We start from the raw sequence: 23,250 nt of genomic DNA on the forward strand, positions 1-23,250 counted from the left end.
CTTTAATTGGGGACAGAGTCAATCCACGGTGATCCAACTGGCATTTTCTAGTACTAACTCGTTGATTTATATGGCTGGCCTAGCCGAAGCATGCCTCTGCAAGCAAGCGCCTCAATAGATGTGCGAGCGAGCCCATGGGCATGAAACCGACCGACAAATAAAAAACGGCACGGAAAACCGTGCCGTTGATCGATGCGCCCGCTTTTACGCCTGCGGATAAGGCGGCAACGGGTCACGGAAGGGTCGCCCGCGCTTGGCCGGCAGGATCTGGCGCCGGGTTTTGCGCTCGAGTTCGCTCTTGAAGGCGACGGAACCGAGCGGCTGGTTCTTCAGCACCGAGGTGGTGACGAAATCGACTTCGTCCTGCGGGATGCCCTGCATCACCAGTTCGGTATAAGCCGCTTCGCGCTGGAAGGGCGTGTTGCCCATTCCCCAGTACAGCAGGTGGTCGGTGACGAGGCTGTCGGTGCGCACGCCGGTGTGGTGCGCGTAGCTCGACCAGGGGTAGTCCAGCGGCGCCGCCACCAGGTTGGCGCGCACGGGATTGAGCTCGATATAGCGGCTGCAGGCCAGGAAATAGTGCTCGGTATCGATTAGCGACGTGCGGAAACGCCCTTCGAACAGACCGCCAGTGCGTTCGTACTTGTTGTTAAACCAGGGGACGTAGAAGCGGCCGACCTTCTGCATCATCAGTGCCAGGCCGACACCGTCAGAGGGCGTGGCCAGCAGGTGTATGTGATTCGGCATCAGCACATAGGCATGGATCGCCACCTGGTAAAAGCGCGCCGCTTCCTTCAGCCAGGCGAGGAAGCGCCCGTAGTCCGCCTCTTCGCGGAAGATGGGCTGCCGGTCATTGCCGCGCTGGATGACATGGTGCGGCTGGTTCGGGATGATGAGTCGGGGAAGGCGTGCCATGGGAGTGCTCAACGGTCGAGCAGGCAATTCTAGCGGAAAAATTGACTCTGTCCCTAATTAATCGCAAGGCAGCGCGAAAATTGGTTGACTCTGTCCCTGATTAGACTTCAGACGCGCTGGCATGCCCGGCGAGCCCCTCCCACCACAAGCAATTGCTCAACAATTCAACGCTGAGCCTAGTTATCTGCTGAGCAATTGGCCAATAATTGCACTCTGACCCTCATTAATTCAGGCGCGTTTTTGGGCAATTGCTCAACAATTTAACTCTGACCCCAATGGGGTTAGGAGAGGGTGAAGCCGGCGGAGAGGCTGTAGCCTTCGCCGTAGGCGCTGCGCAGGGGGAGGTCCTGGCCGAGGCCGGAGCGGGCCTTTTTGCGCAGGCGGTAGACCAGCATGTCGACGCGGCGGCTGGCGTCCGGGTCTTCGCCGCCCATGCCGGCGACGATGACGTGGCGAGGGACCGGGCGGGTGTTGATGGTCAGGAGGTGCAGGAAGTTGCACTCCTTTTCGGTCAAGTCAATCACCTTGCCGGCCAACTCTAACTGGCGTGCGCTTACGCGCAGCATCCACTTGGATGGCGCAGGCGCCGGATCGGCCGGGCGCACGCGGCGATCCAGCGCTTCGATGTGGGCGGCCAGCTCGGGGAACTTGATCGGCTTGGTCAGGTAGTGGTCAGCGCCCAGGCGCAGGCCGAGGATGCGGTGATCGAATGCGACGCGGCCGGTCAGCACCAAGAGTCCGATCTCCGGATACAGCTGACGCATGCGCGGAATGACGTTGAATCCATCCTCGTCCGGCAGCCCAAGGTCCAGCACCACCACCGCTGCCGGGGTACGGGTCAGGGCAGCCCACATTTCGCTTGCGGTCTTGGCGATGGTGACGTCGTGATCGAGCTCCCTCAGGAACTCGGCCATGTCGTCTGCGTATTCGCCATTGTCTTCAACAATCAGTATCTGCGTCATGGATGGGCCAGTTATTCGTCCGTCCGATTATCACTGCTGGGACTGGATGAGGCAAGTCGTTGTTGCCCGCCGCTTTCCAGTGCCGGCAGCCATAGCCGGAATTCAGCACCGCCCTCGTGCGCGCCCAGGCGCAGCATGCCGCCGTGGACGTCGACGATCGAGCGCGCCATGTAAAGTCCGAGCCCGCTGCCCGGCAGGCCTTCCGCGTTGCGGCCGCGGTAGCCCTTGTCGAAGATGCGCGCCGCTTCGTCCACCGGCACGCCTTTGCCTTCGTCGCGCACCGTGAACTCGACGCCACCGCCGCTGCGGCGCGCGCCCAGCGTCACCTTGGTGCCGGGCGGGGAGAACAGCAGTGCGTTGTCCACCAACACCTTCAATGCCAGCCGCAGCCCCTCGGGTTCGCCGCGCAGCGCCAGCGGCAGCTTGCTTACATCGAGCGCGGCTTCGCGCCCAGCTTCGCGCACCTGTTCCGCGCCTGCTTCGAGCAGGTCGGTCGGCGCGATGGTATTCGGTTGCCGCACCTTGCCGATGGCCGCCATGCGGTCTGGCGACAAGTATTCGTCGAGCATGGCGATCAGGCGGTCGGCTGCCACCGCGATCTTGCGGTAGCGATGGCGGGTCGGTTCGTCGGCGCCATGCGAGGTCGCTTCCAGGCGCTGGATCGCGCCGTCGATGGTGGCCAGCGGCGTGCGAAATTCGTGGTTCAGCATGCTCGCGAAACGGCGCTGGTCGGCGAAATGGGCGCGCTGCTGCGTCAGGTCGCGCAACTGCCCCACCAGCGCGCTGCTGCCGTCTTCATTGCGCATCACGGTCGCGATGACCTGCAGGCCGACCGGATGGCCATCGGCATTGCATACCTCGACGTCATGCACGCTGCGTACGCCGGGCACATGGCCGCCCGCTGTGAGATAGGCGCCCAGGGCGCCCAGGGCGCCGAGGTCGGCGTGGGGGGCGTTGCCCGCGAGCGCCGCCTGCAGTGCGCCGGCGGGATAGCCAAGCAGTTCGGAGAACGCGGGACTCACATAGCGCAGGGTGTGCGAAGGCAGGTCGATGCTGAAGGCGATGTCGCCGGCCAGTTCGGCGATGGTGCGAAACTGCTTGCTGGGGACGGGCATGCCGGCCGCGGATTGTTCCGGGCTATCCGGCGCGGGCTTGGTAACAGGAGTGGCAACATCGGTGCTACAGATCATCGGGCACTTTCTGTTAGCGTTGGAACAATGAAGGTTGTCAGACAGTATATCCCGCCTTTTGCTTACCTGTATAGAAGGCCCAAGAGGACATGCGCGACGCATAAACGAAAAATGCGCCACGGCGCGCGCGGTTGTTAGATAATTCGCCTCTATGAACGATACCGCTACCCTCCCCCCGCTCCCAGACCGGCTCTCGATCGACCCGAGCAGCCCTTTCCATAACCGCGACGTCTTCCAGCACGACATCGGCATCCGTTTCAACGACAAGGATCGCACCGATGTGGAAGAGTATTGTCTCAGCGAAGGCTGGATCAAGGTCGCCGCCGGCAAGACGCTTGACCGCAAGGGCAAGCCGATGCTGATCAAGCTGAAAGGCAAGGTCGAAGCTTTTTACAAGTAAGCTGCAAGGCTCGAATGAAGAAGGGCTGCCGGTCGGTGTATACGGGCAGCCCTTTTTTGTTGTGGCGATTGACCTGCTTTCGTAGGGTGGCCGGCTATGCCGGCCGCGCGTTCAACCGGTATCTGAACAAACGTTACGTTTCTTCGTATTGGGTTGGAACGCGCGGGCGGAAAATCCGCCCGTGATACAAAAAACGCGGCGATGGCATAGGCCAACCGCCGCGTTTTCATTTCATCCAACGAAGTTACTCCTCCAGCGGCGCGAAAATCGCCTGCAAATCTTCCTGCGTCAGCGCCATCTTCTGCGATTCGCCTTCCGACAGGATCGACTGCGCCAGTTCCGACTTCTTCTGCTGCAGCAGCTGGATCTTTTCTTCCAGCGTGCCCTTGGCGATCAGTTTATAGACGAACACCGGTTTATCCTGCCCGATGCGCCAGGCGCGGTCGGTGGCCTGGTTCTCGGCCGCCGGGTTCCACCACGGGTCGTAGTGGATCACGGTGTCGGCCGCGGTCAGGTTCAGGCCAACGCCGCCGGCCTTCAGGCTGATCAGGAAGATCGGCACTGCGCCCTGCTGGAAGGCGGCTACCTGGGCCGAACGGTCGCGGGTTTCGCCGGTGAGCAACGCGTAGCGGATGCCGCGCAGCTGCAGCTCTTCTTCGATCAGGGCCAGCATGCTGGTGAACTGCGAGAACACGAGGATCTTGCGGCCTTCGCCGAGCAGGTCTTCGACCATTTGCATGAGGTCGGTCAGCTTGGCAGAGATCGCGGCCGTGTTCTTCTTGGCCGGCATGGCCTTTACCAGGCGCGGGTCGCAGCAGACCTGGCGCAGCTTGAGCAGCGCCTCGAGGATCACGATCTGGCTGCGCGCCACGCCCTTGCGGTCGATCTCTTCGCGCACCTTCTTGTCCATCGCCAGGCGCACGGTTTCGTACAGGTCGCGCTGCGGGCCCGAGAGCTCGATGCGGCGCACCATCTCGGTCTTTTGCGGCAGTTCCTTGGCCACGTTGTCTTTCGTGCGGCGCAGCAGGAAGGGCTTGATGCGGCGGTTCAGCAGCATGCGGCGCACCGGGTCGTCCTGGCGTTCGATCGGGTGGCGGAACTGGCTGTTGAAGGTCTTCTCGTCGCCCAAGAGGCCAGGCAGCAGGAAGTGGAACTGCGACCACAGCTCGCCCAGGTGGTTCTCGAGCGGGGTGCCGGACAGGCACAGGCGGTGCTGGGCGTCGAGCGAGCCGGCCGTCTGCGCCGCTTTGGAGCGGGTGTTCTTGATGTAGTGCGATTCGTCGAGGATCACCAGGTGATAGTGGTGCTCGCGCAGCTTTTCCTCGTCGCGCGGCAGCAGCGCGTAGGTGGTCAGCACGATGTCGGCACCATCGATCTGGTCGAACAGGTCCATGCGCTCCTTGCCCTGCAGGAGCAGCACCTTCAGGCTCGGCGCGAAGCGTGCGGCCTCGTCGAACCAGTTGGCCATCAGGCTGGTCGGCGCGATCACCAGGGCCGGGCTGGTGAGGCGGCCCGCTTCTTTCTCGATCAGGATGTGGGCCAGCGTCTGCACGGTCTTACCCAGGCCCATGTCATCGGCCAGGATGCCGCCGAGGTCGTACTCGCGCAGGAACTGCATCCACGACAAACCATCGAGCTGGTAGTCACGCAGTGTCGCTTGAAGTCCGGCTGGCGGCTCGACTTTTTTCACGGCGCCGAACTGGCTCAGTTTGCGGCCGGTCTCGCGCAGGCGTTCGCCGCCGCTCCAGCGCAGCTCGAGCCCACGCGCCAGTTCTTCGAGGCGGGCCGCGTCGAGCGTGGACAGGCGAATGCGGCCCTTGATCTTGTCATTGAAATACAACTCGCCCAGCGTGGCCAGGATGGGCTTCAGGCGGCCCCACGGCAGCGCTACGCGCACGCCGTCGGGCAAGGTGGCCAGCATCTGGTCGGCTTCGGCGTGGGCGGCCAGCACGGCCGGGTCGAAATCGGCCGGGGCACTGCGGATCAGCTGCACCAGCACCGGCAGCAGCGGCACGCGCTGGCGCGCCACGATGATGCCCAGCTCCAGCTCGAACCAGGCATTGCCCGCTTCGACCGGTTCGTCGATGTGGGCATACCACTCTTCGACCGGCACCACGTCGTAGCGGTATTTGGCGGACTTCTGGACGTGCCAGCCGGCGTCGCTCAGCGCATCGAGGTCGGCTTCGGCAAAGCGCAGCCAGTGCGCCTGGCTGTCGAGCGCCAGCGCGCCGGCCATGGCGTTGAAAGGCGCGATGACCGGCTTGCGGAAGCCGATCTCGTTCAGGGTGCTGAGCGCCGCGGCTTCGGCCTTCGGGTCGCGTTCGATGATCTCGGTAACGTCGCCGATCTGGCGCACCACGCGCTGGGCCGGGTCGAAGGACACGCGCTGGCCGTCGTAGTCGTAGGCCAGCGCCGCGAAATCGTGCCAGCGCGGCGCGCCGCCGTCGGCCATCTGCACCGAATCGAGCAGCAGGTGCGGAATCGGTTTGACGTCGTTGCGCAGGCGCTGGGTGAGCGGCTGCGGCAGCGGCATCAGGCCTTGCAGGCCGTGCGCCAGCAGCAGTTGCGAAACGCGCTTCTTGTCGGTGCCGGAAAGCGTAGGGGCCTGCGCCACCAGGGCCTGCAGTTCGGCCAGCGAGATGTCGATGCCGCCGCGGTTGAGTTCGAGCGGCCCGATCGACAGGTTGTCGATATACCACGGCGGGTCGGTCGGCAGCATGTAATCGATCTGGTCGGCCGCGCTGTGGGTCGCGCCCTTGGCCGGCTCCACCGACCATCCGAGCTTGGCCACGCGGCCTTCGTCGCGCCAGGCCAGGCTGGCCAGGCGCTGCGGGCCGGCCTGCAGCGGATACACCAGGCCACCGGCCATGTCGGACCACGAGTTCGCCCACAGCAGCTTGCCCTGCTCGAGCAGCATCTGCAGCAGGATCGCGCCGACTTTACCTTTTGGTTCGGTGGCGCTGGTGCCCTGGGCCGAGCCGCTGCGCATGGCGATGAAGAAGCGCACCAGGTCGACGTCTTCGCCTTCGAGATAGGCTGGTGGCGCCGACAGCAGCGAAAACACTTCGCTCACCGGGCTGGCCGCGGCCACGTCGCCGTTCGGGCGCAGGCGCGCCTTGCACAGGCAAATGGCGACATGGCGCCCGCCGCTGGTGGGCGCCATCACGTAGACGAATTTATACTGTACCGCTTTCGGATCGACGATCTCGTCGGTGAGTTTCGGCTGCGGATGCGCCGCCGCTTCAACCCGTTGCAGCCAACTCACCACCGGCGCGGGCAGGGCGGGAGCGCGTGCAGGAGCGCGGGCGACTGGTGCTGCGTCGGCGGCGTTCTCGCGGTGATCATCGACTGTGTGCATTGGGTCTCGTGTGTTCGTACTAAAAACGACAATAAATACCATTATCCTTCATACGGGCACTTCCGTTTTGTTCGGAATCGCACGTAGCGGACAAAAACTCATCCCCGCTACTGAGCGCAGATTTTTCGCATGCGGATGCGTTGCGCACAGCCGACTGTTCTCGCATGATCCGATGCGCCTGTCAAGACTGGCGTATCCACGGGGTTTGCGTATGATTGTTCGCTTGACCTTCTGAACCACGCGCCTGACGCGACCCACGCACCATGCTGCCCTCCATCGAACAACGCCTCGCCCTCGAACTGTCCGCCAAACCAGCCCAGGTGGCCGCTGCCGTCGCCCTGCTCGACGAAGGCGCCACCGTCCCCTTCATCGCCCGCTACCGCAAGGAAGCCACCGGAGGGCTCGACGACATCCAGCTGCGCCTGCTGGAAGAACGCCTGCGCTACCTGCGCGAACTCGAAGACCGGCGCGCATCGATCATCGCGTCGATCACCGAGCAGAACAAGATGACGCCGGAGCTGATGCAGGCGATCGCACTGGCCGAAGACAAGACCCGTCTCGAAGACCTCTACCTGCCGTATAAACAGAAGCGCCGCACCAAGGCCCAGATCGCGATCGAAGCGGGCCTGGCGCCGCTGGCCGATGCGCTACTCGGCGACCCGATGCTGAACCCGGACGAGGTGGCGGCAAGCTACCTGCGCGCCGCCTTCACCAATGAAGACGGCGGCGCCAACCCGGGCGTGCCGGATGCAAAAGCGGCGCTCGACGGCGCGCGCCAGATCCTGATGGAGCGCTTCGCCGAAGACGCGGCGCTGCTGCAGGCGCTGCGCGACCACGTGCGCGAGCACGGCGTGGTCGAATCGAAGGTCGTCGCCGGCAAGGAAGACGCGGGCGAGAAGTTCGCCGACTATTTCGACTACTCCGAGACCCTGTCGACGATTCCCTCGCACCGCGCGCTGGCCTTGATGCGGGGCCGCCGCGAAGGCATGCTGGACGTCACGCTGCGCCTCGATACCGAAGCCGAAAAACCGAAATGGGATGCGCCCCACAATCCCTGCGAAAGCCGCATCTGCGCCGCCTTCGGCATCAAGTCTGCCGGGCGCCCCGCCGACAAATGGCTGCTGGACACCGCGCGCTGGACCTGGCGCGTGAAGAGCTTCATGTATATCGAGACCGAGCTGATGGGCGCATTGCGCGAAAAAGCCGAACTCGATGCCATCCAGGTATTTGCCCGCAACCTGAAAGCGCTGCTGCTGGCCGCGCCGGCCGGCCCGCGCGCCACCATGGGCCTGGACCCGGGCCTGCGCACCGGCGTGAAAGTGGCGGTGGTCGAAGCCACCGGCAAGGTGGTCGATACCGCGACGATTTATCCGCACCAGCCGCGCAACGATTGGGACGGCGCGCTGCACGTCCTGGGCCAGTTAGCCGCGAAGCACAATGTCTCGCTGGTCTCGATCGGCAACGGCACCGCCTCACGCGAAACCGACAAGCTGGCGCAGGACCTGATCAAGCAGCGCCCGGAACTCAAGCTCACCAAGATCGTCGTATCGGAAGCCGGCGCCTCGGTCTATTCGGCCTCGGAATTCGCCTCGCGCGAACTGCCCGACCTGGACGTCTCGATCCGCGGCGCGGTGTCGATTGCGCGCCGCCTGCAGGACCCGCTGGCCGAACTGGTCAAGATCGACCCGAAATCGATCGGCGTCGGCCAGTACCAGCACGACGTGTCCCAGACCCAGCTCGCGCGTTCGCTCGACGCGGTGGTGGAAGATTGCGTGAACGCCGTGGGCGTAGACGTGAACACCGCTTCGGCGCCGTTGCTGGCGCGCGTCTCGGGCCTGTCGTCGAGCGTGGCGCAGAGCATCGTGTCCTACCGCGACATGAAGGGCGCGTTCACCTCGCGCGCGGCGCTCAAAGCCGTGCCGCGCCTGGGCGACAAGACCTTCGAGCAGGCAGCCGGCTTCTTGCGCGTGATGAATGGCGAGAACCCGCTCGATGCCTCGGCGGTCCACCCGGAGTCCTATCCGCTGGTGCAGAAGATCCTGCTGGACCTCAAACGCGACATGAAGGCGGTGATCGGCGACAGCGCGCTGGTCAAGTCGCTCAATCCGGCAAAGTATGCGGACGAGAAGTTCGGCGTGCCGACCGTGACCGACATCCTGAAGGAACTGGAAAAGCCTGGGCGTGATCCGCGCCCGGAATTCACCACCGCCACCTTCAAGGAAGGCGTGGAGGAGATCTCGGACCTGCGTCCGGACATGATCCTGGAAGGCGTCGTCACCAACGTGGCGGCCTTCGGTGCTTTTGTGGACATCGGCGTGCACCAGGATGGCCTGGTGCACATCTCGGCGCTGTCGAACACGTTTGTAAAAGACCCGCACACGGTGGTGAAAGCCGGCCAGGTGGTGAAGGTGAAAGTGCTGGAAGTGGACCCGAAGCGCAAGCGCATCGCGCTGACCATGCGCTTGACCGACTCGGCGCCGCAGCCAGGGGCAAAGCCGGAGCAGCGCGGCGACCGTGACGACAGCCGCCGCCTGGCGCAGCACCAGCAGCAGCAACGCCAGCGCCAGGAAAAGCCGGCCGCTGCGGCCGGCGGCGCAATGGCCGAAGCCTTTGCCAAGCTGCGCAAGTAAGAGCGGGATCGCGGAAACGCGGGGCCTGCCAGGGCCGCGCGTTGGTCAGCTGTGCTTGATGAGCAGTCCGACCAGGTAGACGCCCAGGCAGCCGAAGCCGATCATCAGCATGCGCGACTGCGGCATGGCCGGCACGCCGGTCTTCTTGACGTACCAGGCATCGCGCACCAGCAGCGCCGCGTACGCGAGCGCCGCGATGCCGCAGATGATGTCGCCGGTGCTGCCGCGCGCGGCGCCGCCGGCCAGGTTGATCATGCCCGGAATGCCGAGCAGGGCGGCGATGGCCAGGTTGGCGGCGGCGGAAGGAACGCGTTTGGGTGGCTGTTGCATGGCGAAGACCTGCGAGTGAAAGGAGTCCGCGCGATCATATCACCCGGCCCGTCCCGGGCGCTCAAGCGTAGATGCTGACCGCGGTCGAGGTGACCTTCGCCAGGAAACACAGGATGGCCACGCCGAAGCACAGGTAGCCGACCATGGTCGTGCGGCTCGATTCGAGTTCGGCGCGCTTTCCCTGGCGCGCTTTCAGGGCGCAGTACAGCATAAAGGCGCCCAGGGCCAGCCCCGACACGCTCGTCAACACATCCAGCAGCGGCGCCATGGTCAGTTCGGTCGCCACGTCGTACAGGCCGGGGATGCCGAACAAGATGGCCAGGATCCATAACAGGGGCGTCGGCATGGCGGCAAAGCCTCGGTGATTCGTCACAAGCAGCTCCAGCATCGGTGGAAAAACCCCATCATAGCGGAGCCGTTCTCGCAAAATCTTGCTAATTTTCACTATTGGCAAAAGAATTGGCCCCCCGGACAGGCTGCCGATGTCTGCCCAGCCGAATTCTTATAAAATGTCGCCATCTCACCCATTCTCACTGAAGGCAAACAACATGAGCGACGTTCAAACCTGGATCAAAGACACCGTGACCACTACTCCGGTCGTGCTCTTCATGAAAGGGACTGCCCAGTTCCCGCAATGCGGCTTTTCGGGCCGCGCCATCCAGATCCTGAAAGCCTGCGGCGTCGAGAATATCGCCACCGTCAACGTGCTGGACGATGCGGAAGTCCGCCAGGGCATCAAGGATTATTCGAACTGGCCGACCATCCCGCAACTGTACGTGCGCGGCGAATTCATCGGCGGCTCGGACATCATGAATGAAATGTACGAATCCGGTGAACTCAAGACCCTGCTGAGCAACGGCTAATCCGTCTGCTGAACATCGTGGCCGACCGCCCGCGCCGAATCATCGTCGCCATCACCGGCGCGACCGGCGCGACCTATGGCGTGCAGCTGCTCAAGCGCCTGCACGCCATGCCCGGCGTCGAAAGCCACCTGGTGATTTCCGACGCCGCCACCCTCACCCTGCATCAGGAACTCGGCCTGCAGCGGCGCGATGCCGAAAGCCTGGCCGATGTCGTTCACCGAAACCGCGATATCGGCGCCTCGATCGCCAGCGGTTCGTTCCAGACCGACGGCATGATCATTGCGCCCTGCTCGATGAAAACCCTGGCGGCCGTCGCCCATGGCCTGTCGGACAACCTCGTCACGCGTGCGGCGGATGTGATGCTGAAGGAAAGACGCAGGCTGGTGCTGATGGTGCGCGAAACGCCGTTCAACCTGGCGCACCTGCGCAATATGACGGCGGTGACGGAAATGGGCGGGATCGTGTTCCCGCCGCTGCCGAGCTTCTATCATCGCCCGGCGACCATCGAGGAGATGGTCGAACACACGGTCGACCGGGCGGTCGACCTGCTTGGGCTCGAAAACACCCACGCCCCGCGCTGGGGCGGTATGAAAAGCGCGCCGGACGCCTGAGCAGCGTTGCTGCGTCAGCGTTTGTCGCTGTCGAACGGGTCGTCGGCCTTCTTTGCCTCGCGCGCTTCTTCGATCATCCGCCGTTTGGCATTCCGTTGTCGCATCACTTCGGCATGGCGCGCCGCCGTCATCGGCGGTGCGGTCATGAGTTCCTTGAGCTGGGCGGTATTGGCGTAATTGTTTCGCATGCGGCAGCTGCTCCTTGACGTGACCAGTGGCGGCGGATCCGCTCGCCACTTGACTGATTATGACCCACTCCCGGCCGTTTGTGCGTTCCGGAAGTCACGAAAAGTGCACTTGCGAAACTATTTTTGCTCTGGCTTCTGGTGATTCATGCGCACCAGCATGCGAATGAACTCGCGGGCGAGTTGGCGGTGGTGATCGTCGAGGCGTTGCAAATCCGCGATCAGCTTCACGTCGGCGGACTCAAACCGGGCACCGCCCCCGCCTTCGCTGCCGGCAGCGACGTTTTCGGCGCCGCCGAAGCGCAGCCAGTCGGCAGGCACACCCAGCCACTGGGCGATCATGCGCAGTTTTTCCTGGGTCGGGATGGCTTCGCCCACCAGCCACTTGCGCGCGGCATGGACGGTAATCGGGCGGCCTTCGAAACGGATATTGAATTCCCTGGCGAGGCGGGTCGGGCTATCGGGCGAGTAGTGAGCGTTCTTCAGCGCTTGCTGCAGGCGCTCGCTGAAACTCTCCCGTTCATTGGATGAATTCATCGTGATACTTACAAATTAGATTCGGATGGCCTGGACGGCCGGGCTCTCTACTGCTGAGAAGCCTCGCGGATAATCATACCCTTAAAATTTAACAAAGATGTGATTATTTAATAGAATTCGCTTGTTTTATAAGCGGTGAAACTCTCTACTTACGCAATTAGAGTAGCGAAAAAATATATCCTACCGGAAATTTTATGACGATGCCGCACAATTCGCGGCGATTTTTCCGGAAATGACCCGGTATTTGGCTGGCGAATTGTTACAGAATTTGGAACCGAATGACCCCGTCCTCACCCTTTATCCGGCGCAGCACGCCGTCCTTCCAGAGCTGATGCAGGTGGGCCAGTGCCTCGCCCAGGGCGAAGCTCAGCTGGTGGGCATCGAGTTCGCGCCGGAACATGAGCGGCACGATATCGACCGCCGATTTCGGTTCGGCGCAGGCCGCGACCACTTCGGCCAGGCGCTCGGCATGGTGGTCGCGCAACTGGGCAATGCGGGTATGCAGGCCGCGGAAGGGCTTGCCGTGCGAAGGCAGCACTAATGTATCTTCTGGCAAGTTTGTGAACTTTACCAACGAATCCAGGTAAAGCTTCAGCGGATTGCCTTCCGGCTCGACCGCGAAGACCGAGACATTCGTCGAAATACGCGGCAGCACCATATCCCCGGATATCAGGATATTCCAGGTTTCTGAATACAAGGACGCATGCTCCGGCGAATGGCCGAAGCCGGTGATCACGCGCCAATCGATGCCGCCGATGTCGACCCGGTCGCCATCCTGCAGGCGGGTATAGGCTTCCGGCACGCTCGGCACCAGCGATGGATAGTAATTCTTGCGGCTACGCATTTGCTCGAGCATCGAGGCATCGGTCAGACCATGGCGCTCGAAGTGTGGAATGGCCGACGGGCCATCGACGCCCGGCAAGGCCGCCGCCATCATGCGGGCAAACGCAAACTCGCCCGTGGTGGTCCAGAACGGCGCACCGAAACGCTTGCTGAGCCAGCCGGACAGGCCGACGTGATCAGGATGGCAATGGGTGGCGAACACGCGCAGCAGCGGCGCGCCATCGAGTCCCTCGGCGAGCACCTGCTCCCAGGCGGCGCGGGTGGCGTCGGTGCCGGCCCCGCAGTCGACCACGCTCCAGCCGCTGCATCCTTCCCGCTCATCCTGCAACAGCCACAAATTGATGTGATCCAGCGCAAACGGCAGCGGCATGCGGATCCACGCCAGCCCCGGCACGATCTCGTGCAGGACGCCGGGCGGGGGAACCGTGTCGCCAAAAGGATAGGCCAGCTGGGCTTCGAGCGGGTTCATGGAAATCTTTCGTATTCGTGGGAAGGCGGGCGCGCTACAATGTGTTTAACGTTAACGTAAACGGAAATGCGCCACGAAGTGATTTTAAGCGATTCCGTGCTTTTGCTTCCCTTGCCCTCACCGCCCACCATGGTCACCTATACCATCGCCGAACTGGCGCGCGAATTCGACATCACCGCCCGCGCCATCCGTTTCTACGAAGACCAGGGACTGCTCAGCCCCATGCGCGAAGGCGTCGGCGGGCGCAACCGGGTCTACACCCCGCGCGACCGCACCCGCCTGAAGCTGACCCTGCGCGGCAAGCGCCTCGGCCTGACCCTGTCGGAAATCAAGAGCATCGTCGACATGTACGAGTCGCCGCGCGACACCGTGGCCCAGATCGACCGCTTCCTCGGGGTGCTGGCCCACCAGCGCGTAACGCTGGAACAGCAGCGCGCCGATATCGAGATGGCGCTGGAAGAAATTGCGGCACACGAGGAAGAATGCCGCCGCCTGCTGCTCGAGAGTACCGAGCGCCAGGACGCCGCCTGACACACACATGGGGCTGGTCCAGCCCCTTTTTGCCGCCCCTTGGTTGACGTTTACGTTAACGTAAGAGGCGAGTATGATTCACTGATATTTTTGCCCAACCACCGTTCACGTGAGGACGACATGCTGCATCTCCCAGGCTTGACCTTTGACCATGGCGAAGACATCGCCGCGCTGCGCGAAGCAGTCCAACAGTTTGCTGCAGCCGAAATCGCGCCGCGCGCCGCGGAGATCGACCGCACCGACCAGTTCCCGATGGACCTGTGGAAGAAGATGGGCGAGCTCGGCCTGCTGGGCATCACCGTCAGCGAGGAATACGGCGGCGCCAACATGGGCTACCTGGCGCACATCATCGCGATGGAAGAAATCTCGCGCGCGTCGGCCTCGGTCGGCCTGTCCTATGGCGCCCACTCGAACCTGTGCGTCAACCAGATCAAGCGCAACGGCACCGAAGAACAGAAGCGCAAATACCTGCCGAAGCTGATCTCGGGCGAGCACGTGGGCGCGCTGGCCATGTCCGAACCGAATGCCGGTTCCGACGTCGTCAGCATGAAGCTCAAGGCCGAACTCAAGGGCGACCGCTACGTACTGAACGGCACCAAGATGTGGATCACCAACGGTCCGGACGCCGACACCCTGGTGGTCTATGCCAAGACCGACCTGGAGGCCGGCCCGCGCGGCATGACCGCCTTCCTGATCGAAAAAGGTTTCAAAGGTTTCTCGATCGCGCAAAAGCTCGACAAGCTGGGCATGCGCGGCTCGCACACGGGCGAACTGGTGTTCCAGGATTGCGAAGTGCCGGTCGAGAACGTGCTGGGCGGCCTGGGCAAGGGCGTGAACGTGCTGATGTCGGGCCTGGACTTCGAGCGCACCGTGCTGTCGGGCGGTCCGCTGGGCATCATGTCGGCCTGCATGGATTCGGTGGTGCCTTACATCCACGAGCGCAAGCAGTTCGGCCAGGCCATCGGCGAGTTCCAGCTCATGCAGGGCAAGATCGCCGACATGTATTCGACCATGATGGCTTGCCGCGCCTACGTGTATGCCGTGGGCCAGGCCTGCGACCGCGCGGAAAACGCTGCCGCCGTGCGCGCCCTGCGCAAGGACGCCGCCGGCGCGATTTTGTACTCGGCTGAAAAGGCGACCTGGATGGCCGGCGAAGCGATCCAGACCCTGGGCGGCAATGGCTACATCAACGAATACCCGGTCGGCCGCCTGTGGCGCGACGCCAAGCTGTACGAGATCGGCGCGGGCACGAGCGAGATCCGCCGCATGCTGATCGGGCGTGAGTTGTTTGGCGAGACGATGTAATTAGTTGAATCGTGGCGGGCAGTATTTCGTCCACCGCCTTTTGATCCGTCATCCCGGCGAAGGCCGGGATCCAATTTCTTCGCGTTCCGCCTGCGTCGAAGGTAGGTAGTGCGCACAGAAAATCGGGTTTCCGCCTGCGCGGGAACGACGGTGCTAGGGATGGCGATCGACGATAAGAACTGGGTGCGCATCAAAAGTCGTCGGCGCCAGTGGCGCGTACGACGGTTTGGAAGATAACAATCGATCGCAAGGTCGTGCGACGCCCCGCCTCACCCGATGCGCATGAGCGGGGGCAGTGGCCTGGCTTTGCACCACACACACCAGCAGTTACTGCCCTAAAATGTCCGCTCCCCCAGCCTGCGTGCGAGACGAACGATGACCCAGCAAGCGTTCCCCAAACTGCTGTCTTCCCAGATCGCATTCGACATCGCGCGCACCATACTGGATGGCTTCGACAAGCATTACCGCCTGTTCCGCCAGGCCAGCCAGCAGGCCAAGCGCTATTTCGAGACGGCCGACTGGGGCACTGCCCAGGCAGCGGCGCGCGAGCGCATCGATTACTACGACCAGCGGGTGCAGGAATGCGTGCATGTGCTCGAGGACGAGTACACCCCCGAGGAACTTACCGACCTGGTCTGGCGCGAAACCAAGCTGCACTACATTGGCCTGCTCTCGGGCCACAAGCAGCCGGAACTTGCCGAGACCTTCTTCAATTCGGTCAGCTGCATCATTTTGCACCGCAGCTATTACCATAACGACTATATCTTCGTGCGCCCGGTGATCTCCACCGAGTACATCGAAACCGACGATTTGCAGCCGACCTACCGCGTGTATTACCCGGCGGCGGACGGCCTGCGCTTCGCGCTCAAGCGCGTGGTCACCAATTTCCAGCTGAACCTGCCGTTTGCCGACCTCGACCGGGATGTCGCGCAGGTCGAAGCACGCATTACCGAGGCCTTCGGGCTCGACCAGGCCGAGCCGAATTTGCAGCTGCAAGTGCTGTCCAGCCCTTTCTTTCGTAACAAGGGTGCGTATATCGTCGGCCGTGCCATCAACGGCCCGCGCGACTACCCCTTCGTGATCCCGGTGCTGCACAATCGCCAGGGCGAGCTGGTGCTCGACACGGTGCTGACCGACGTGTATCACATCACCCTGCTCTTCAGCTTTACCCGTGCCTATTTTTTGGTAGACATGGAAGTGCCGTCGGCGTTCGTGGGCTTCCTGCGCAGCCTGATGCCGCGCAAGCCGCGCAGCGAAATCTATACGGTGCTGGGCCTGCAAAAACAGGGCAAGACCCTGTTCTACCGCGACTACCTGCAGCACCTCAAGCACAGCTCGGACCGCTTCCAGATCGCGCCCGGCATCCGCGGGATGGTGATGCTGGTGTTCGAGCTGCCGTCCTTCCCGTATGTGTTCAAGGTGATCAAGGATTTCTATCCGCCCCCGAAGGACACCACGCGCGCGCTGGTCAAGGAAAAATACCTGTTGGTGAAACACCACGACCGCGTTGGGCGCATGGCCGATACCCTCGAATATTCCGACGTCGCCTTCCCACTGGCACGCTTTTCGGAAGAGCTCCTGGCCGAGCTGAAGGAATTCGCGCCCTCGCTGGTCGAGATCGAAGGCGAGCGCATTATCGTGCGCCACCTGTATATCGAGCGCCGCATGGTGCCGCTGAATATCTACCTGGGCAATGCGCAGGAACAGGGAAACGAAGAACGCATCGAACATGGCGTGATCGAATATGGCAATGCGATCAAGGACCTGGTCGCGGCGAATATCTTCCCTGGCGATATGCTGTATAAAAATTTCGGCGTCACCCGCCACGGCCGCGTCGTGTTTTATGATTACGATGAAATCGAATACCTGACCGACTGCCATTTCCGCGATATCCCGGAAGCGCGCAACGAAGAAGACGAAATGTCGGCCGAGCCCTGGTACCCGATCGGCAAGCACGACGTCTTTCCGGAACAATTCGGCCGCTTCTTGCTTGGAAATCCGCGCATTCGTCACTACTTTATGAAACACCACGCGGATTTGCTCACCCGCGATTACTGGCAGTCCCACAAGGACCGTATTTTGGCGGGCGTCGTCGACGACGTCTTCCCGTACCCGCAGCAGATCCGCTTTTGCCATCACCAGGCTATCCCCACCCCGGCGCCGCAGCATTCACCTGCACAGCCAACCTTTTTGGAGAACACACACCATGAATGATCCAGTCGTTATCGTTGGCGCCGCCCGTACCCCGATGGGTGCCTTCCAGGGCGATTTCTCGTCGAAATCGGCGAGCGACCTCGGCGCGGTGGCGATCAAGGCCGCGGTGGAACGCGCCGGCGTGCCTGCCGACAGCGTCGAACACGTCTACTTCGGCAACTGCCTGATGGCCGGCCAGGGCCAGGCCCCGGCGCGCCAGGCGCTGATCAAGGCCGGCCTGCCGATGTCCACCGGCGCCGTGACCCTCTCGAAGATGTGCGGCTCGGCGATGCAGGCCGCGATCTTCGCCCACGACCAGCTGGTGGCCGGCAGCGCCGACATCGTCGTCGCGGGCGGCATGGAATCGATGACCAACGCGCCCTACCTGATCCCGAAGGCGCGCGGCGGCTACCGCATCGGCCACGCGCCGATGTTCGACCACATGATGCTCGACGGCCTGGAAGACGCCTACTCGCGCAACGAGAAGACCGGCGAAGGCCGCTCGATGGGCACCTTCGCCGAGGAATGCGTCGCCACTTACCAGTTCTCGCGCGAAGAGCAGGACAACTTTGCCATTGAATCGGTCAAACGTGCGCAGGCCGCCAACAACGAAGGCTGGTTCAACTGGGAAGTCGCGCCGGTGAGCGTCGCCACCCGCACCGGCGAACTGGTGGTCGAGAAGGACGAAGGCCCGATGAAGGCCAAGGTCGACAAGATCCCGTCCCTCAAGCCTGCGTTCAAGAAGGATGGCACCGTGACCGCTGCCTCGTCCTCGTCGATCAACGACGGCGCTGCCGCCCTGGTGATGATGCGCGAATCGAAGGCCAAGGAACTGGGTCTCACCCCAATCGCCCGTGTGATCGGCCACGCTACCTTTGCCCAGGAGCCGAACCTGTTCACCACCGCCCCGATCGGCGCGATGCAGAAGCTGTTCAAGAAGACCGGCTGGACCGCAGGCGACGTCGACCTGTTCGAGATCAACGAAGCCTTCGCTGCGGTGCCGATGGCCGCCATGCGCGACCTCGACATCCCGCACAGCAAGGTCAACATCCACGGCGGCGCCTGCGCACTGGGCCACCCGATCGGCGCCTCGGGCGCGCGCATCATCGTGACCTTGCTGGGCGCGCTCAAGCGCACCGGCGGCAAGCGCGGCGTGGCCTCGCTGTGCATCGGTGGCGGTGAAGCGACCGCGATGGCGATCGAGCTGGTTTAATTACGAAATGTGGTTAATGCCAGCTCTTTTGCCTGCATTAACCACGTAATGAAATGAATCGCCAGCTCGTAGGGTGGGCTGGAAAACCTGCCCACCCTCTGGAACCCGACTACTCGAAGAGGAGCTGATATGCCCACTGCCCTGATCCTCGGCGCCTCGCGCGGCATCGGCCACGAAATGGTGCGCCAGTACCGTGCCGACGGCTGGCGCGTGATCGCCACCGCCCGCAAGCAGGAAGACTGCGACGAACTCGCGCAGATGGGCGCGGTCTCCCACCAGCTCGACGTCACGGACGCCGACTCGATCGCCGCCCTGGCCTGGCGCCTCGACGACGAACAAATCGACCTGGCCTGGCTGGTCGCCGGCGTCTATGGCCCATCCGGCTCGAGCTTTCCGACCGGCCCGGAATTCGACAGCGTCATGCACACCAACGTGCTGGGACCGATGCGCCTGATCCCGATCGTCGGCCCGCTGCTGGCCGATACCCGCGGCAAGCTGGCCGTGCTGTCCTCGAAAATGGGCTCGATCGGCGCGCGCCACAGCACGGAAGGCACGCTCTACCGCGCCAGCAAGGCCGCGCTTAACTCGGTACTGGCCGATGCCGCCATCACCTACGGCGCGCAAGGCGTGACCTGCGTCGCCTTCCATCCGGGCTGGGTCCAGACCGACATGGGCGGCACCAATGCCACCCTCACGGTCGAACAGAGCGTGATGGACTTGCGCGCCACCCTCAGCAAGCTTGACGCCTCCAGCAACGGCGCCTTCCTGAACCACGACGGCGAACCGATTCCCTGGTAAGCCGCACACCACACAACAAGACAACGAGACACGATGATACTGAGCGAAGAACACCAGATGATCCGCGACGCCCTGCGCAGCTTTTCGCAGGAGCGCCTGGCCCCCGGCGCGGCCCGCCGCGACAAGGAACACAGCTTCCCGAAAGAAGAGCTGAAGGAACTGGCCGCATTGGGCGCCTTCGGCGTCGCGGTGCCAGAGCAATATGGCGGCGCGGGCCTCGACTACGTGTCGCTGGCGCTGGTACTGGAGGAAATCGCGGCCGGCGACGGCGGCACCTCGACCATCATCTCGGTCAACAACTGCCCGGTCTGCAGTATCGCCATGATGTATGCAAACGAAGAACAAAAAGAGCGCTTCCTGCGCCCGCTGGCGCAAGGCGAGATGCTGGGCGCCTTTGCGCTCACCGAACCGCACACCGGCAGCGACGCGGCGGCCCTGCGCACCACGGCGGTCCGCGACGGTGATGATTACGTCATCAACGGCACCAAGCAGTTCATCACCAGCGGCAAATACGGCGACGTGGCGATTGTCATGGCGGTCACCGACAAGGCGGCCGGCAAGAAAGGCATCAGCGCCTTCTGGGTGCCGACCAACACGCCCGGCTATATCGTCGCCGGCATCGAAGAGAAGATGGGCCAGCATTCGTCGGACACCGCGCAGATCCTGTTCGAGAACTGCCGCGTCCCTGGCGCGAACCTGATCGGCCAAGAGGGCATGGGCTACAAGATCGCCCTGTCGGGCCTGGAGGGCGGCCGCATCGGCATCGCCTCGCAGTCGGTCGGCATGGCGCGCGCCGCCTACGAGGCAGCGCTGGCGTATTCGAAAGACCGCGAAAGCTTCGGCAAGCCGATCTTCGAACACCAGTCGGTGCAGTTCCGGCTGGCCGAGATGGCGATGCAGATCGAGGCGGCGCGCCAGCTGATCCTGCACGCGGCGTCGATGAAGGATGCCGGCCTGCCCTGCCTGAAGGAAGCGGCGATGGCCAAGCTGTTCGCCTCGGAGATGGCCGAGCGCGTCGTGTCCAGTGCCATGCAGGTATTCGGCGGCTATGGCTATGTGTCCGACTTCCCGGTCGAGCGCATCTACCGCGACGTGCGCGTGTGCCAGATCTATGAAGGCACCAGCGACATCCAGAAGATCCTGATCGCGCGCGCACTGTGATAGAGATCCGTCCGGCGACTGCCGATGACCTGCCGGCGCTGTTCGCCTACCTGGGCGAACAGCTGGCCGAGAACGGCCGTGATGGCGTGCTGTTCCAGCCGATGGAGCCGATCGATACCGGCGTGCCACAAGCGATGCAGGAACGCTTTGCAAGCGGCGTGGCGACGCCGGTGGGAGAACCGGGCTGGCGCCACGTCTGGATTGCGCTCGACGCGCTTGGCGCGATCGCCGGGCATATCGACCTGCGCGGCTATCCTGAAAAGGCGTCCAGCCACCGCACCCTGCTTGGCATGGGCGTGCGCCACGACCAGCGCCGGGCGGGCCTGGGCACTCGGCTGGTGCAGGAAGCGCTGGCCTGGGCGCGCGCCATACAACTCTTCGATTGGGTCGACCTCGAAGTGCTGTCGCAGAACCACAAGGCGCGCGCGCTCTACGTGCGCATGGGCTTTCACGTCACCGGCGACGTGCCCGACTTGTACCGCATTGGCGGCGTCCCGGTCGGGGCGATGTCGATGAGCTTCGCGCTGGCCTGATCCGGCGGCTTATGCTGCCTGCATTGACTGGGCTGGCGGCAAGCCCAATACTCGCGGGATGACTACCATCCCGCGCCTTTTCTTCGCTTCCCTTCCCCTGTTGTGCGGCCTTGCGTATGCTGCCGAACCGGCGCCCTACATCGGTAAAGCGGACTGCCGCATCGCGGCGGTCATGCCGCGTCCGGCGGGCGACGCCATCTCGTGGAGCGGTGCCTGCAAGGACGGTTACGCCGAGGGCAAGGGCGTGCTCGAATGGCGCGTGCCCGACGAGGGCAAGCGCAAGCTGGAAGGGAACCTGGTGCGTGGCGAAGTGGCCGGCGAAGGCACGCTGACCTACCGCGACGGCAGCTATGTTGGTACGTTCAGGCAGGGACGGCCGCACGGCGCCGGCTATTTCAAGCATACCAACGGCGACGGCTTGTACGAGGGCGGCGTCGTGGACGGCGTGCGTGAAGGCGTGGGCGAGCATGTCGCCCCGGACCGGTCGACCTACGAAGGCGAATGGAAGGCCGGCAAGCGCCATGGGCAAGGCAAGGCCGTGTTCGCGCTGGGCGGCAGCTATGAAGGGCAATGGGCCAACGACCGCTTCTACGGCCAGGGCAAGATCGTGTACGCAGGCAGCGGGCGCGTGGCCAGTGGCGAATTCCGCGATGGCTATCTGGCCAATGCGGCGGTATCCCAGGCCGGGGTGTCGGAACAGCGCTTTGCAATCAAGGACGGCAAGGGGCTCGGATCGATGCTGCGCAGCGACCTTGTGGTCGGCACCGTCCCTCACGATGCCTCTTGGGAGCAGCTCACCGAGCAGCAAAAGAACGTGGTGCGCGACGACTATCTGGGCTTGGCGCCGGGCGACGAGCCGCCCTATCCACTGAAAGGCACGCGTGCGATGCACACCGCCATCGCCAATGTCTACAAAAAGTTCACCGACTACGAAGGCGAGCTGACGCTCTATACCTTGATCGGCAAGGATGGCGTGCCGAAAAATGCGACGATGATCGGCGCTCCACACCCGGACCTGGGGCGCTATGTGGGCATGGTCGCGATGATGCAGCGCTTCAAGCCCGGCATCTGCGACGGCAGCCCTTGCGAACTCATTTATCCAGTCAAGTTCCGATTCACGGCCGAGTAAGACCCGGGCGGTTCAAGACACTGCGGCTTCCAGCAGCGTCACGGTCTGCGCCGCGGTATCGAGCCTGGCGCGTACGCCGATCGGCAGCGTGAACTGGTTGCGGATATGGCCGATCGAGTATCCCGTCACCGCCGGAATCGTGAGGCGGTTCAGGTGCTGCGCAAAACTGTCGTCCAGCGTCAGCGAAGGCCGGTCCGGTTCGGGCTTGCAGTCTTCGCAGATGCCGATCATCACCGCCGCCGCATTGGCCAGCCCGACCGATAAATCGAGCTGGGTCAGCCAGCGGTCCAGCCGGTAGGGGGCTTCGTCGACTTCTTCCAGGAACAGCAAACTGTCGCGGAAATTCGCCGCATACGGCGTGCCGGCGAGCGCCGCCACCAGCGACAGGTTGCCGCCCATGAGCGGCCCGGTCGCCATACCCGCCGTGACGGTACGAATGCCGTAATGCGGCTCGGCCTGGGCGCGCAGCGCGTTCTCCGGCGCCATCGGGATCGTGTACGACGCGCGCGGATCGGTGAGCACGGCCATCATGTGCTCGCGCGAATAGTCCGACAGCGTCGACGAGGCCACCGGGCCGTGGAAAGTCACCAGGCGGGTCTTGTTGTAGATGGCCAGGTGTAGCGCCGTGATGTCCGAGTAGCCGAGCAGGATTGTCGGGTTGCGCCGGACCAGGTCGTAGTCCAGATTCGAGAGCAGCGAAATGCAGCCGGATCCGCCGCGGATCGGCCAGATCATCTTCACTTCCGGATCGGCGAACATCGCATGCAGGTCGGCCAGGCGCTGCTGCACCGAACCCGCATAGTTGCCGTGCACGGCACGCAGGTAGGTGCCCACTTTCACCCGCAGGCCCAGTGCCTCGATGTTGCGGATCGCCTTTTCGATCGAACGGTCGTTGGTGTAGCCGCCGGGGGCGATCAGGCCGACCAGGTCGCCGGGGCGCAGGCGCGGGGGTTTGATGAGCTTGTTGGTTTGACGGCGCGATGCGGCGGCGAGGCCCGGGAAGCTGGCGGCAACGCATGCTGCCGTAAGGGCGCCGAAGCTGCGCCGGCTGAGTTTTATACGTGACATAAGATCAGCCGTCATTCCCGCGAACC

At 63.5% G+C, this 23,250-nt stretch carries 22 protein-coding genes; 12 read left to right on the forward strand and 10 right to left on the reverse strand.

Features of this window, described 5'->3' with window-relative positions; translation table 11 throughout:
• Positions 1-204 precede the first annotated feature (204 nt).
• The 3 genes from AC56K1_RS07560 to AC56K1_RS07570 form a co-directional block, all read right to left on the reverse strand.
• Positions 205-915 carry a transposase gene (locus tag AC56K1_RS07560; protein ID WP_497157235.1) on the reverse strand — a complete coding sequence of 237 codons (711 nt, stop codon included), beginning with the start codon at positions 913-915 and terminating at the stop codon, positions 205-207.
• A 281-nt stretch (positions 916-1,196) separates the two neighbouring features.
• Complete coding sequence (locus tag AC56K1_RS07565; RefSeq protein ID WP_489874849.1) at positions 1,197-1,877, reverse strand: response regulator transcription factor; 681 nt, start codon at positions 1,875-1,877, stop codon at positions 1,197-1,199.
• Positions 1,878-1,888: 11 nt separating this feature from the next.
• Positions 1,889-2,992 carry a PAS domain-containing sensor histidine kinase gene (locus tag AC56K1_RS07570; protein ID WP_497157236.1) on the reverse strand — a complete coding sequence of 368 codons (1,104 nt, stop codon included), beginning with the start codon at positions 2,990-2,992 and terminating at the stop codon, positions 1,889-1,891.
• A gap of 226 nt (positions 2,993-3,218) precedes the next feature.
• Between AC56K1_RS07570 and AC56K1_RS07575 the strand changes: the two genes are divergently transcribed.
• A complete protein-coding gene (locus AC56K1_RS07575) occupies positions 3,219-3,467 on the forward strand; it encodes a DUF3297 family protein (RefSeq protein ID WP_171087024.1) in 249 nt (82 codons plus the stop codon).
• Positions 3,468-3,711: 244 nt separating this feature from the next.
• Here AC56K1_RS07575 and AC56K1_RS07580 read toward each other — a convergent pair whose 3' ends face one another.
• A complete protein-coding gene (locus AC56K1_RS07580) occupies positions 3,712-6,825 on the reverse strand; it encodes a DEAD/DEAH box helicase (protein WP_497157237.1) in 3,114 nt (1,037 codons plus the stop codon).
• A gap of 263 nt (positions 6,826-7,088) precedes the next feature.
• Here AC56K1_RS07580 and AC56K1_RS07585 point away from each other — a divergent pair, with 263 nt between their 5' ends.
• On the forward strand, positions 7,089-9,455 hold the full coding sequence (locus AC56K1_RS07585) for a Tex family protein (RefSeq protein WP_497157238.1): 2,367 nt from the start codon (positions 7,089-7,091) through the stop codon (positions 9,453-9,455).
• Between the two features lie 45 nt (positions 9,456-9,500).
• On the opposite strand, the gene AC56K1_RS07590 is transcribed toward AC56K1_RS07585, so the two are convergent.
• Complete coding sequence (locus AC56K1_RS07590) at positions 9,501-9,785, reverse strand: hypothetical protein (RefSeq protein WP_497157239.1); 285 nt, start codon at positions 9,783-9,785, stop codon at positions 9,501-9,503.
• A gap of 61 nt (positions 9,786-9,846) precedes the next feature.
• Positions 9,847-10,158 carry a hypothetical protein gene (locus tag AC56K1_RS07595; RefSeq protein ID WP_497157240.1) on the reverse strand — a complete coding sequence of 104 codons (312 nt, stop codon included), beginning with the start codon at positions 10,156-10,158 and terminating at the stop codon, positions 9,847-9,849.
• 175 nt (positions 10,159-10,333) lie between these two features.
• Between AC56K1_RS07595 and grxD the strand changes: the two genes are divergently transcribed.
• Entirely contained in the window at positions 10,334-10,648 is a 315-nt protein-coding gene (gene grxD / locus AC56K1_RS07600; RefSeq protein ID WP_497157241.1) for a Grx4 family monothiol glutaredoxin, read from the forward strand.
• Positions 10,649-10,665: 17 nt separating this feature from the next.
• On the forward strand, positions 10,666-11,259 hold the full coding sequence (locus tag AC56K1_RS07605) for a UbiX family flavin prenyltransferase (protein ID WP_497157242.1): 594 nt from the start codon (positions 10,666-10,668) through the stop codon (positions 11,257-11,259).
• Positions 11,260-11,273: 14 nt separating this feature from the next.
• On the opposite strand, the gene AC56K1_RS07610 is transcribed toward AC56K1_RS07605, so the two are convergent.
• The 3 genes from AC56K1_RS07610 to AC56K1_RS07620 all read right to left on the reverse strand — a co-directional run bounded on the left by AC56K1_RS07610 (position 11,274) and on the right by AC56K1_RS07620 (position 13,293).
• Positions 11,274-11,447: a hypothetical protein gene (locus AC56K1_RS07610; protein WP_171087040.1), complete on the reverse strand. Its 174-nt coding sequence runs from the start codon at positions 11,445-11,447 to the stop codon at positions 11,274-11,276.
• A 117-nt stretch (positions 11,448-11,564) separates the two neighbouring features.
• Positions 11,565-11,981: a hypothetical protein gene (locus tag AC56K1_RS07615; protein ID WP_497157243.1), complete on the reverse strand. Its 417-nt coding sequence runs from the start codon at positions 11,979-11,981 to the stop codon at positions 11,565-11,567.
• Positions 11,982-12,240: 259 nt separating this feature from the next.
• Positions 12,241-13,293 (reverse strand): MBL fold metallo-hydrolase, encoded by a 1,053-nt coding sequence (locus tag AC56K1_RS07620; protein ID WP_497157244.1) that lies wholly within the window; start codon positions 13,291-13,293, stop codon positions 12,241-12,243.
• A gap of 129 nt (positions 13,294-13,422) precedes the next feature.
• Here AC56K1_RS07620 and AC56K1_RS07625 point away from each other — a divergent pair, with 129 nt between their 5' ends.
• The 8 genes from AC56K1_RS07625 to AC56K1_RS07660 all read left to right on the forward strand — a co-directional run bounded on the left by AC56K1_RS07625 (position 13,423) and on the right by AC56K1_RS07660 (position 22,156).
• Positions 13,423-13,824: a MerR family transcriptional regulator gene (locus AC56K1_RS07625; protein ID WP_489874838.1), complete on the forward strand. Its 402-nt coding sequence runs from the start codon at positions 13,423-13,425 to the stop codon at positions 13,822-13,824.
• Positions 13,825-13,944: 120 nt separating this feature from the next.
• The gene (locus tag AC56K1_RS07630; RefSeq protein WP_497157245.1) at positions 13,945-15,129 is read left to right on the forward strand and encodes an isovaleryl-CoA dehydrogenase; all 1,185 of its coding nucleotides are present in this window, start codon (positions 13,945-13,947) and stop codon (positions 15,127-15,129) included.
• A 375-nt stretch (positions 15,130-15,504) separates the two neighbouring features.
• Entirely contained in the window at positions 15,505-17,343 is a 1,839-nt protein-coding gene (gene aceK / locus AC56K1_RS07635; RefSeq protein ID WP_497157246.1) for a bifunctional isocitrate dehydrogenase kinase/phosphatase, read from the forward strand.
• Entirely contained in the window at positions 17,336-18,535 is a 1,200-nt protein-coding gene (locus AC56K1_RS07640) for an acetyl-CoA C-acyltransferase (RefSeq protein ID WP_497157247.1), read from the forward strand. The genes aceK and AC56K1_RS07640 overlap by 8 nt, the downstream gene beginning before the upstream one ends.
• Before the next feature lie 129 nt (positions 18,536-18,664).
• A complete protein-coding gene (locus AC56K1_RS07645) occupies positions 18,665-19,333 on the forward strand; it encodes an SDR family oxidoreductase (RefSeq protein WP_497157248.1) in 669 nt (222 codons plus the stop codon).
• Between the two features lie 33 nt (positions 19,334-19,366).
• Entirely contained in the window at positions 19,367-20,494 is a 1,128-nt protein-coding gene (locus AC56K1_RS07650) for an acyl-CoA dehydrogenase family protein (protein WP_497157249.1), read from the forward strand.
• A complete protein-coding gene (locus AC56K1_RS07655; protein ID WP_497157250.1) occupies positions 20,491-21,027 on the forward strand; it encodes a GNAT family N-acetyltransferase in 537 nt (178 codons plus the stop codon). Before AC56K1_RS07650 ends, AC56K1_RS07655 begins: the two co-directional genes overlap by 4 nt.
• 58 nt (positions 21,028-21,085) lie before the next feature.
• Positions 21,086-22,156 carry a hypothetical protein gene (locus AC56K1_RS07660; protein ID WP_497157251.1) on the forward strand — a complete coding sequence of 357 codons (1,071 nt, stop codon included), beginning with the start codon at positions 21,086-21,088 and terminating at the stop codon, positions 22,154-22,156.
• Positions 22,157-22,168: 12 nt separating this feature from the next.
• Here AC56K1_RS07660 and AC56K1_RS07665 read toward each other — a convergent pair whose 3' ends face one another.
• Positions 22,169-23,224, reverse strand: a complete 1,056-nt coding sequence (locus tag AC56K1_RS07665) for a S66 peptidase family protein (RefSeq protein ID WP_497157252.1) — start codon at positions 23,222-23,224, stop codon at positions 22,169-22,171.
• Positions 23,225-23,250 lie beyond the last annotated feature (26 nt).

Source organism: Telluria sp. ZB4P37, assembly GCF_059685855.1.

Excerpts from the sequence above, each read along its gene's own strand:
- AC56K1_RS07640 (WP_497157247.1), top strand. The coding sequence starts at position 17,336 with ATGAATGATCCAGTCGTTATCGTTGGCGCCGCCCGTACCCCGATGGGT.
- AC56K1_RS07610 (WP_171087040.1), bottom strand. The coding sequence starts at position 11,447 with ATGCGAAACAATTACGCCAATACCGCCCAGCTCAAGGAACTCATGACC.
- AC56K1_RS07665 (WP_497157252.1), bottom strand. The coding sequence starts at position 23,224 with ATGTCACGTATAAAACTCAGCCGGCGCAGCTTCGGCGCCCTTACGGCA.
- AC56K1_RS07630 (WP_497157245.1), top strand. The coding sequence starts at position 13,945 with ATGCTGCATCTCCCAGGCTTGACCTTTGACCATGGCGAAGACATCGCC.
- AC56K1_RS07575 (WP_171087024.1), top strand. The coding sequence starts at position 3,219 with ATGAACGATACCGCTACCCTCCCCCCGCTCCCAGACCGGCTCTCGATC.
- AC56K1_RS07660 (WP_497157251.1), top strand. The coding sequence starts at position 21,086 with ATGACTACCATCCCGCGCCTTTTCTTCGCTTCCCTTCCCCTGTTGTGC.
- AC56K1_RS07585 (WP_497157238.1), top strand. The coding sequence starts at position 7,089 with ATGCTGCCCTCCATCGAACAACGCCTCGCCCTCGAACTGTCCGCCAAA.
- AC56K1_RS07565 (WP_489874849.1), bottom strand. The coding sequence starts at position 1,877 with ATGACGCAGATACTGATTGTTGAAGACAATGGCGAATACGCAGACGAC.
- AC56K1_RS07645 (WP_497157248.1), top strand. The coding sequence starts at position 18,665 with ATGCCCACTGCCCTGATCCTCGGCGCCTCGCGCGGCATCGGCCACGAA.
- AC56K1_RS07570 (WP_497157236.1), bottom strand. The coding sequence starts at position 2,992 with ATGCCCGTCCCCAGCAAGCAGTTTCGCACCATCGCCGAACTGGCCGGC.
- AC56K1_RS07620 (WP_497157244.1), bottom strand. The coding sequence starts at position 13,293 with ATGAACCCGCTCGAAGCCCAGCTGGCCTATCCTTTTGGCGACACGGTT.
- AC56K1_RS07560 (WP_497157235.1), bottom strand. The coding sequence starts at position 915 with ATGGCACGCCTTCCCCGACTCATCATCCCGAACCAGCCGCACCATGTC.
- grxD (WP_497157241.1), top strand. The coding sequence starts at position 10,334 with ATGAGCGACGTTCAAACCTGGATCAAAGACACCGTGACCACTACTCCG.
- AC56K1_RS07650 (WP_497157249.1), top strand. The coding sequence starts at position 19,367 with ATGATACTGAGCGAAGAACACCAGATGATCCGCGACGCCCTGCGCAGC.
- aceK (WP_497157246.1), top strand. The coding sequence starts at position 15,505 with ATGACCCAGCAAGCGTTCCCCAAACTGCTGTCTTCCCAGATCGCATTC.
- AC56K1_RS07625 (WP_489874838.1), top strand. The coding sequence starts at position 13,423 with ATGGTCACCTATACCATCGCCGAACTGGCGCGCGAATTCGACATCACC.
- AC56K1_RS07590 (WP_497157239.1), bottom strand. The coding sequence starts at position 9,785 with ATGCAACAGCCACCCAAACGCGTTCCTTCCGCCGCCGCCAACCTGGCC.
- AC56K1_RS07615 (WP_497157243.1), bottom strand. The coding sequence starts at position 11,981 with ATGAATTCATCCAATGAACGGGAGAGTTTCAGCGAGCGCCTGCAGCAA.
- AC56K1_RS07580 (WP_497157237.1), bottom strand. The coding sequence starts at position 6,825 with ATGCACACAGTCGATGATCACCGCGAGAACGCCGCCGACGCAGCACCA.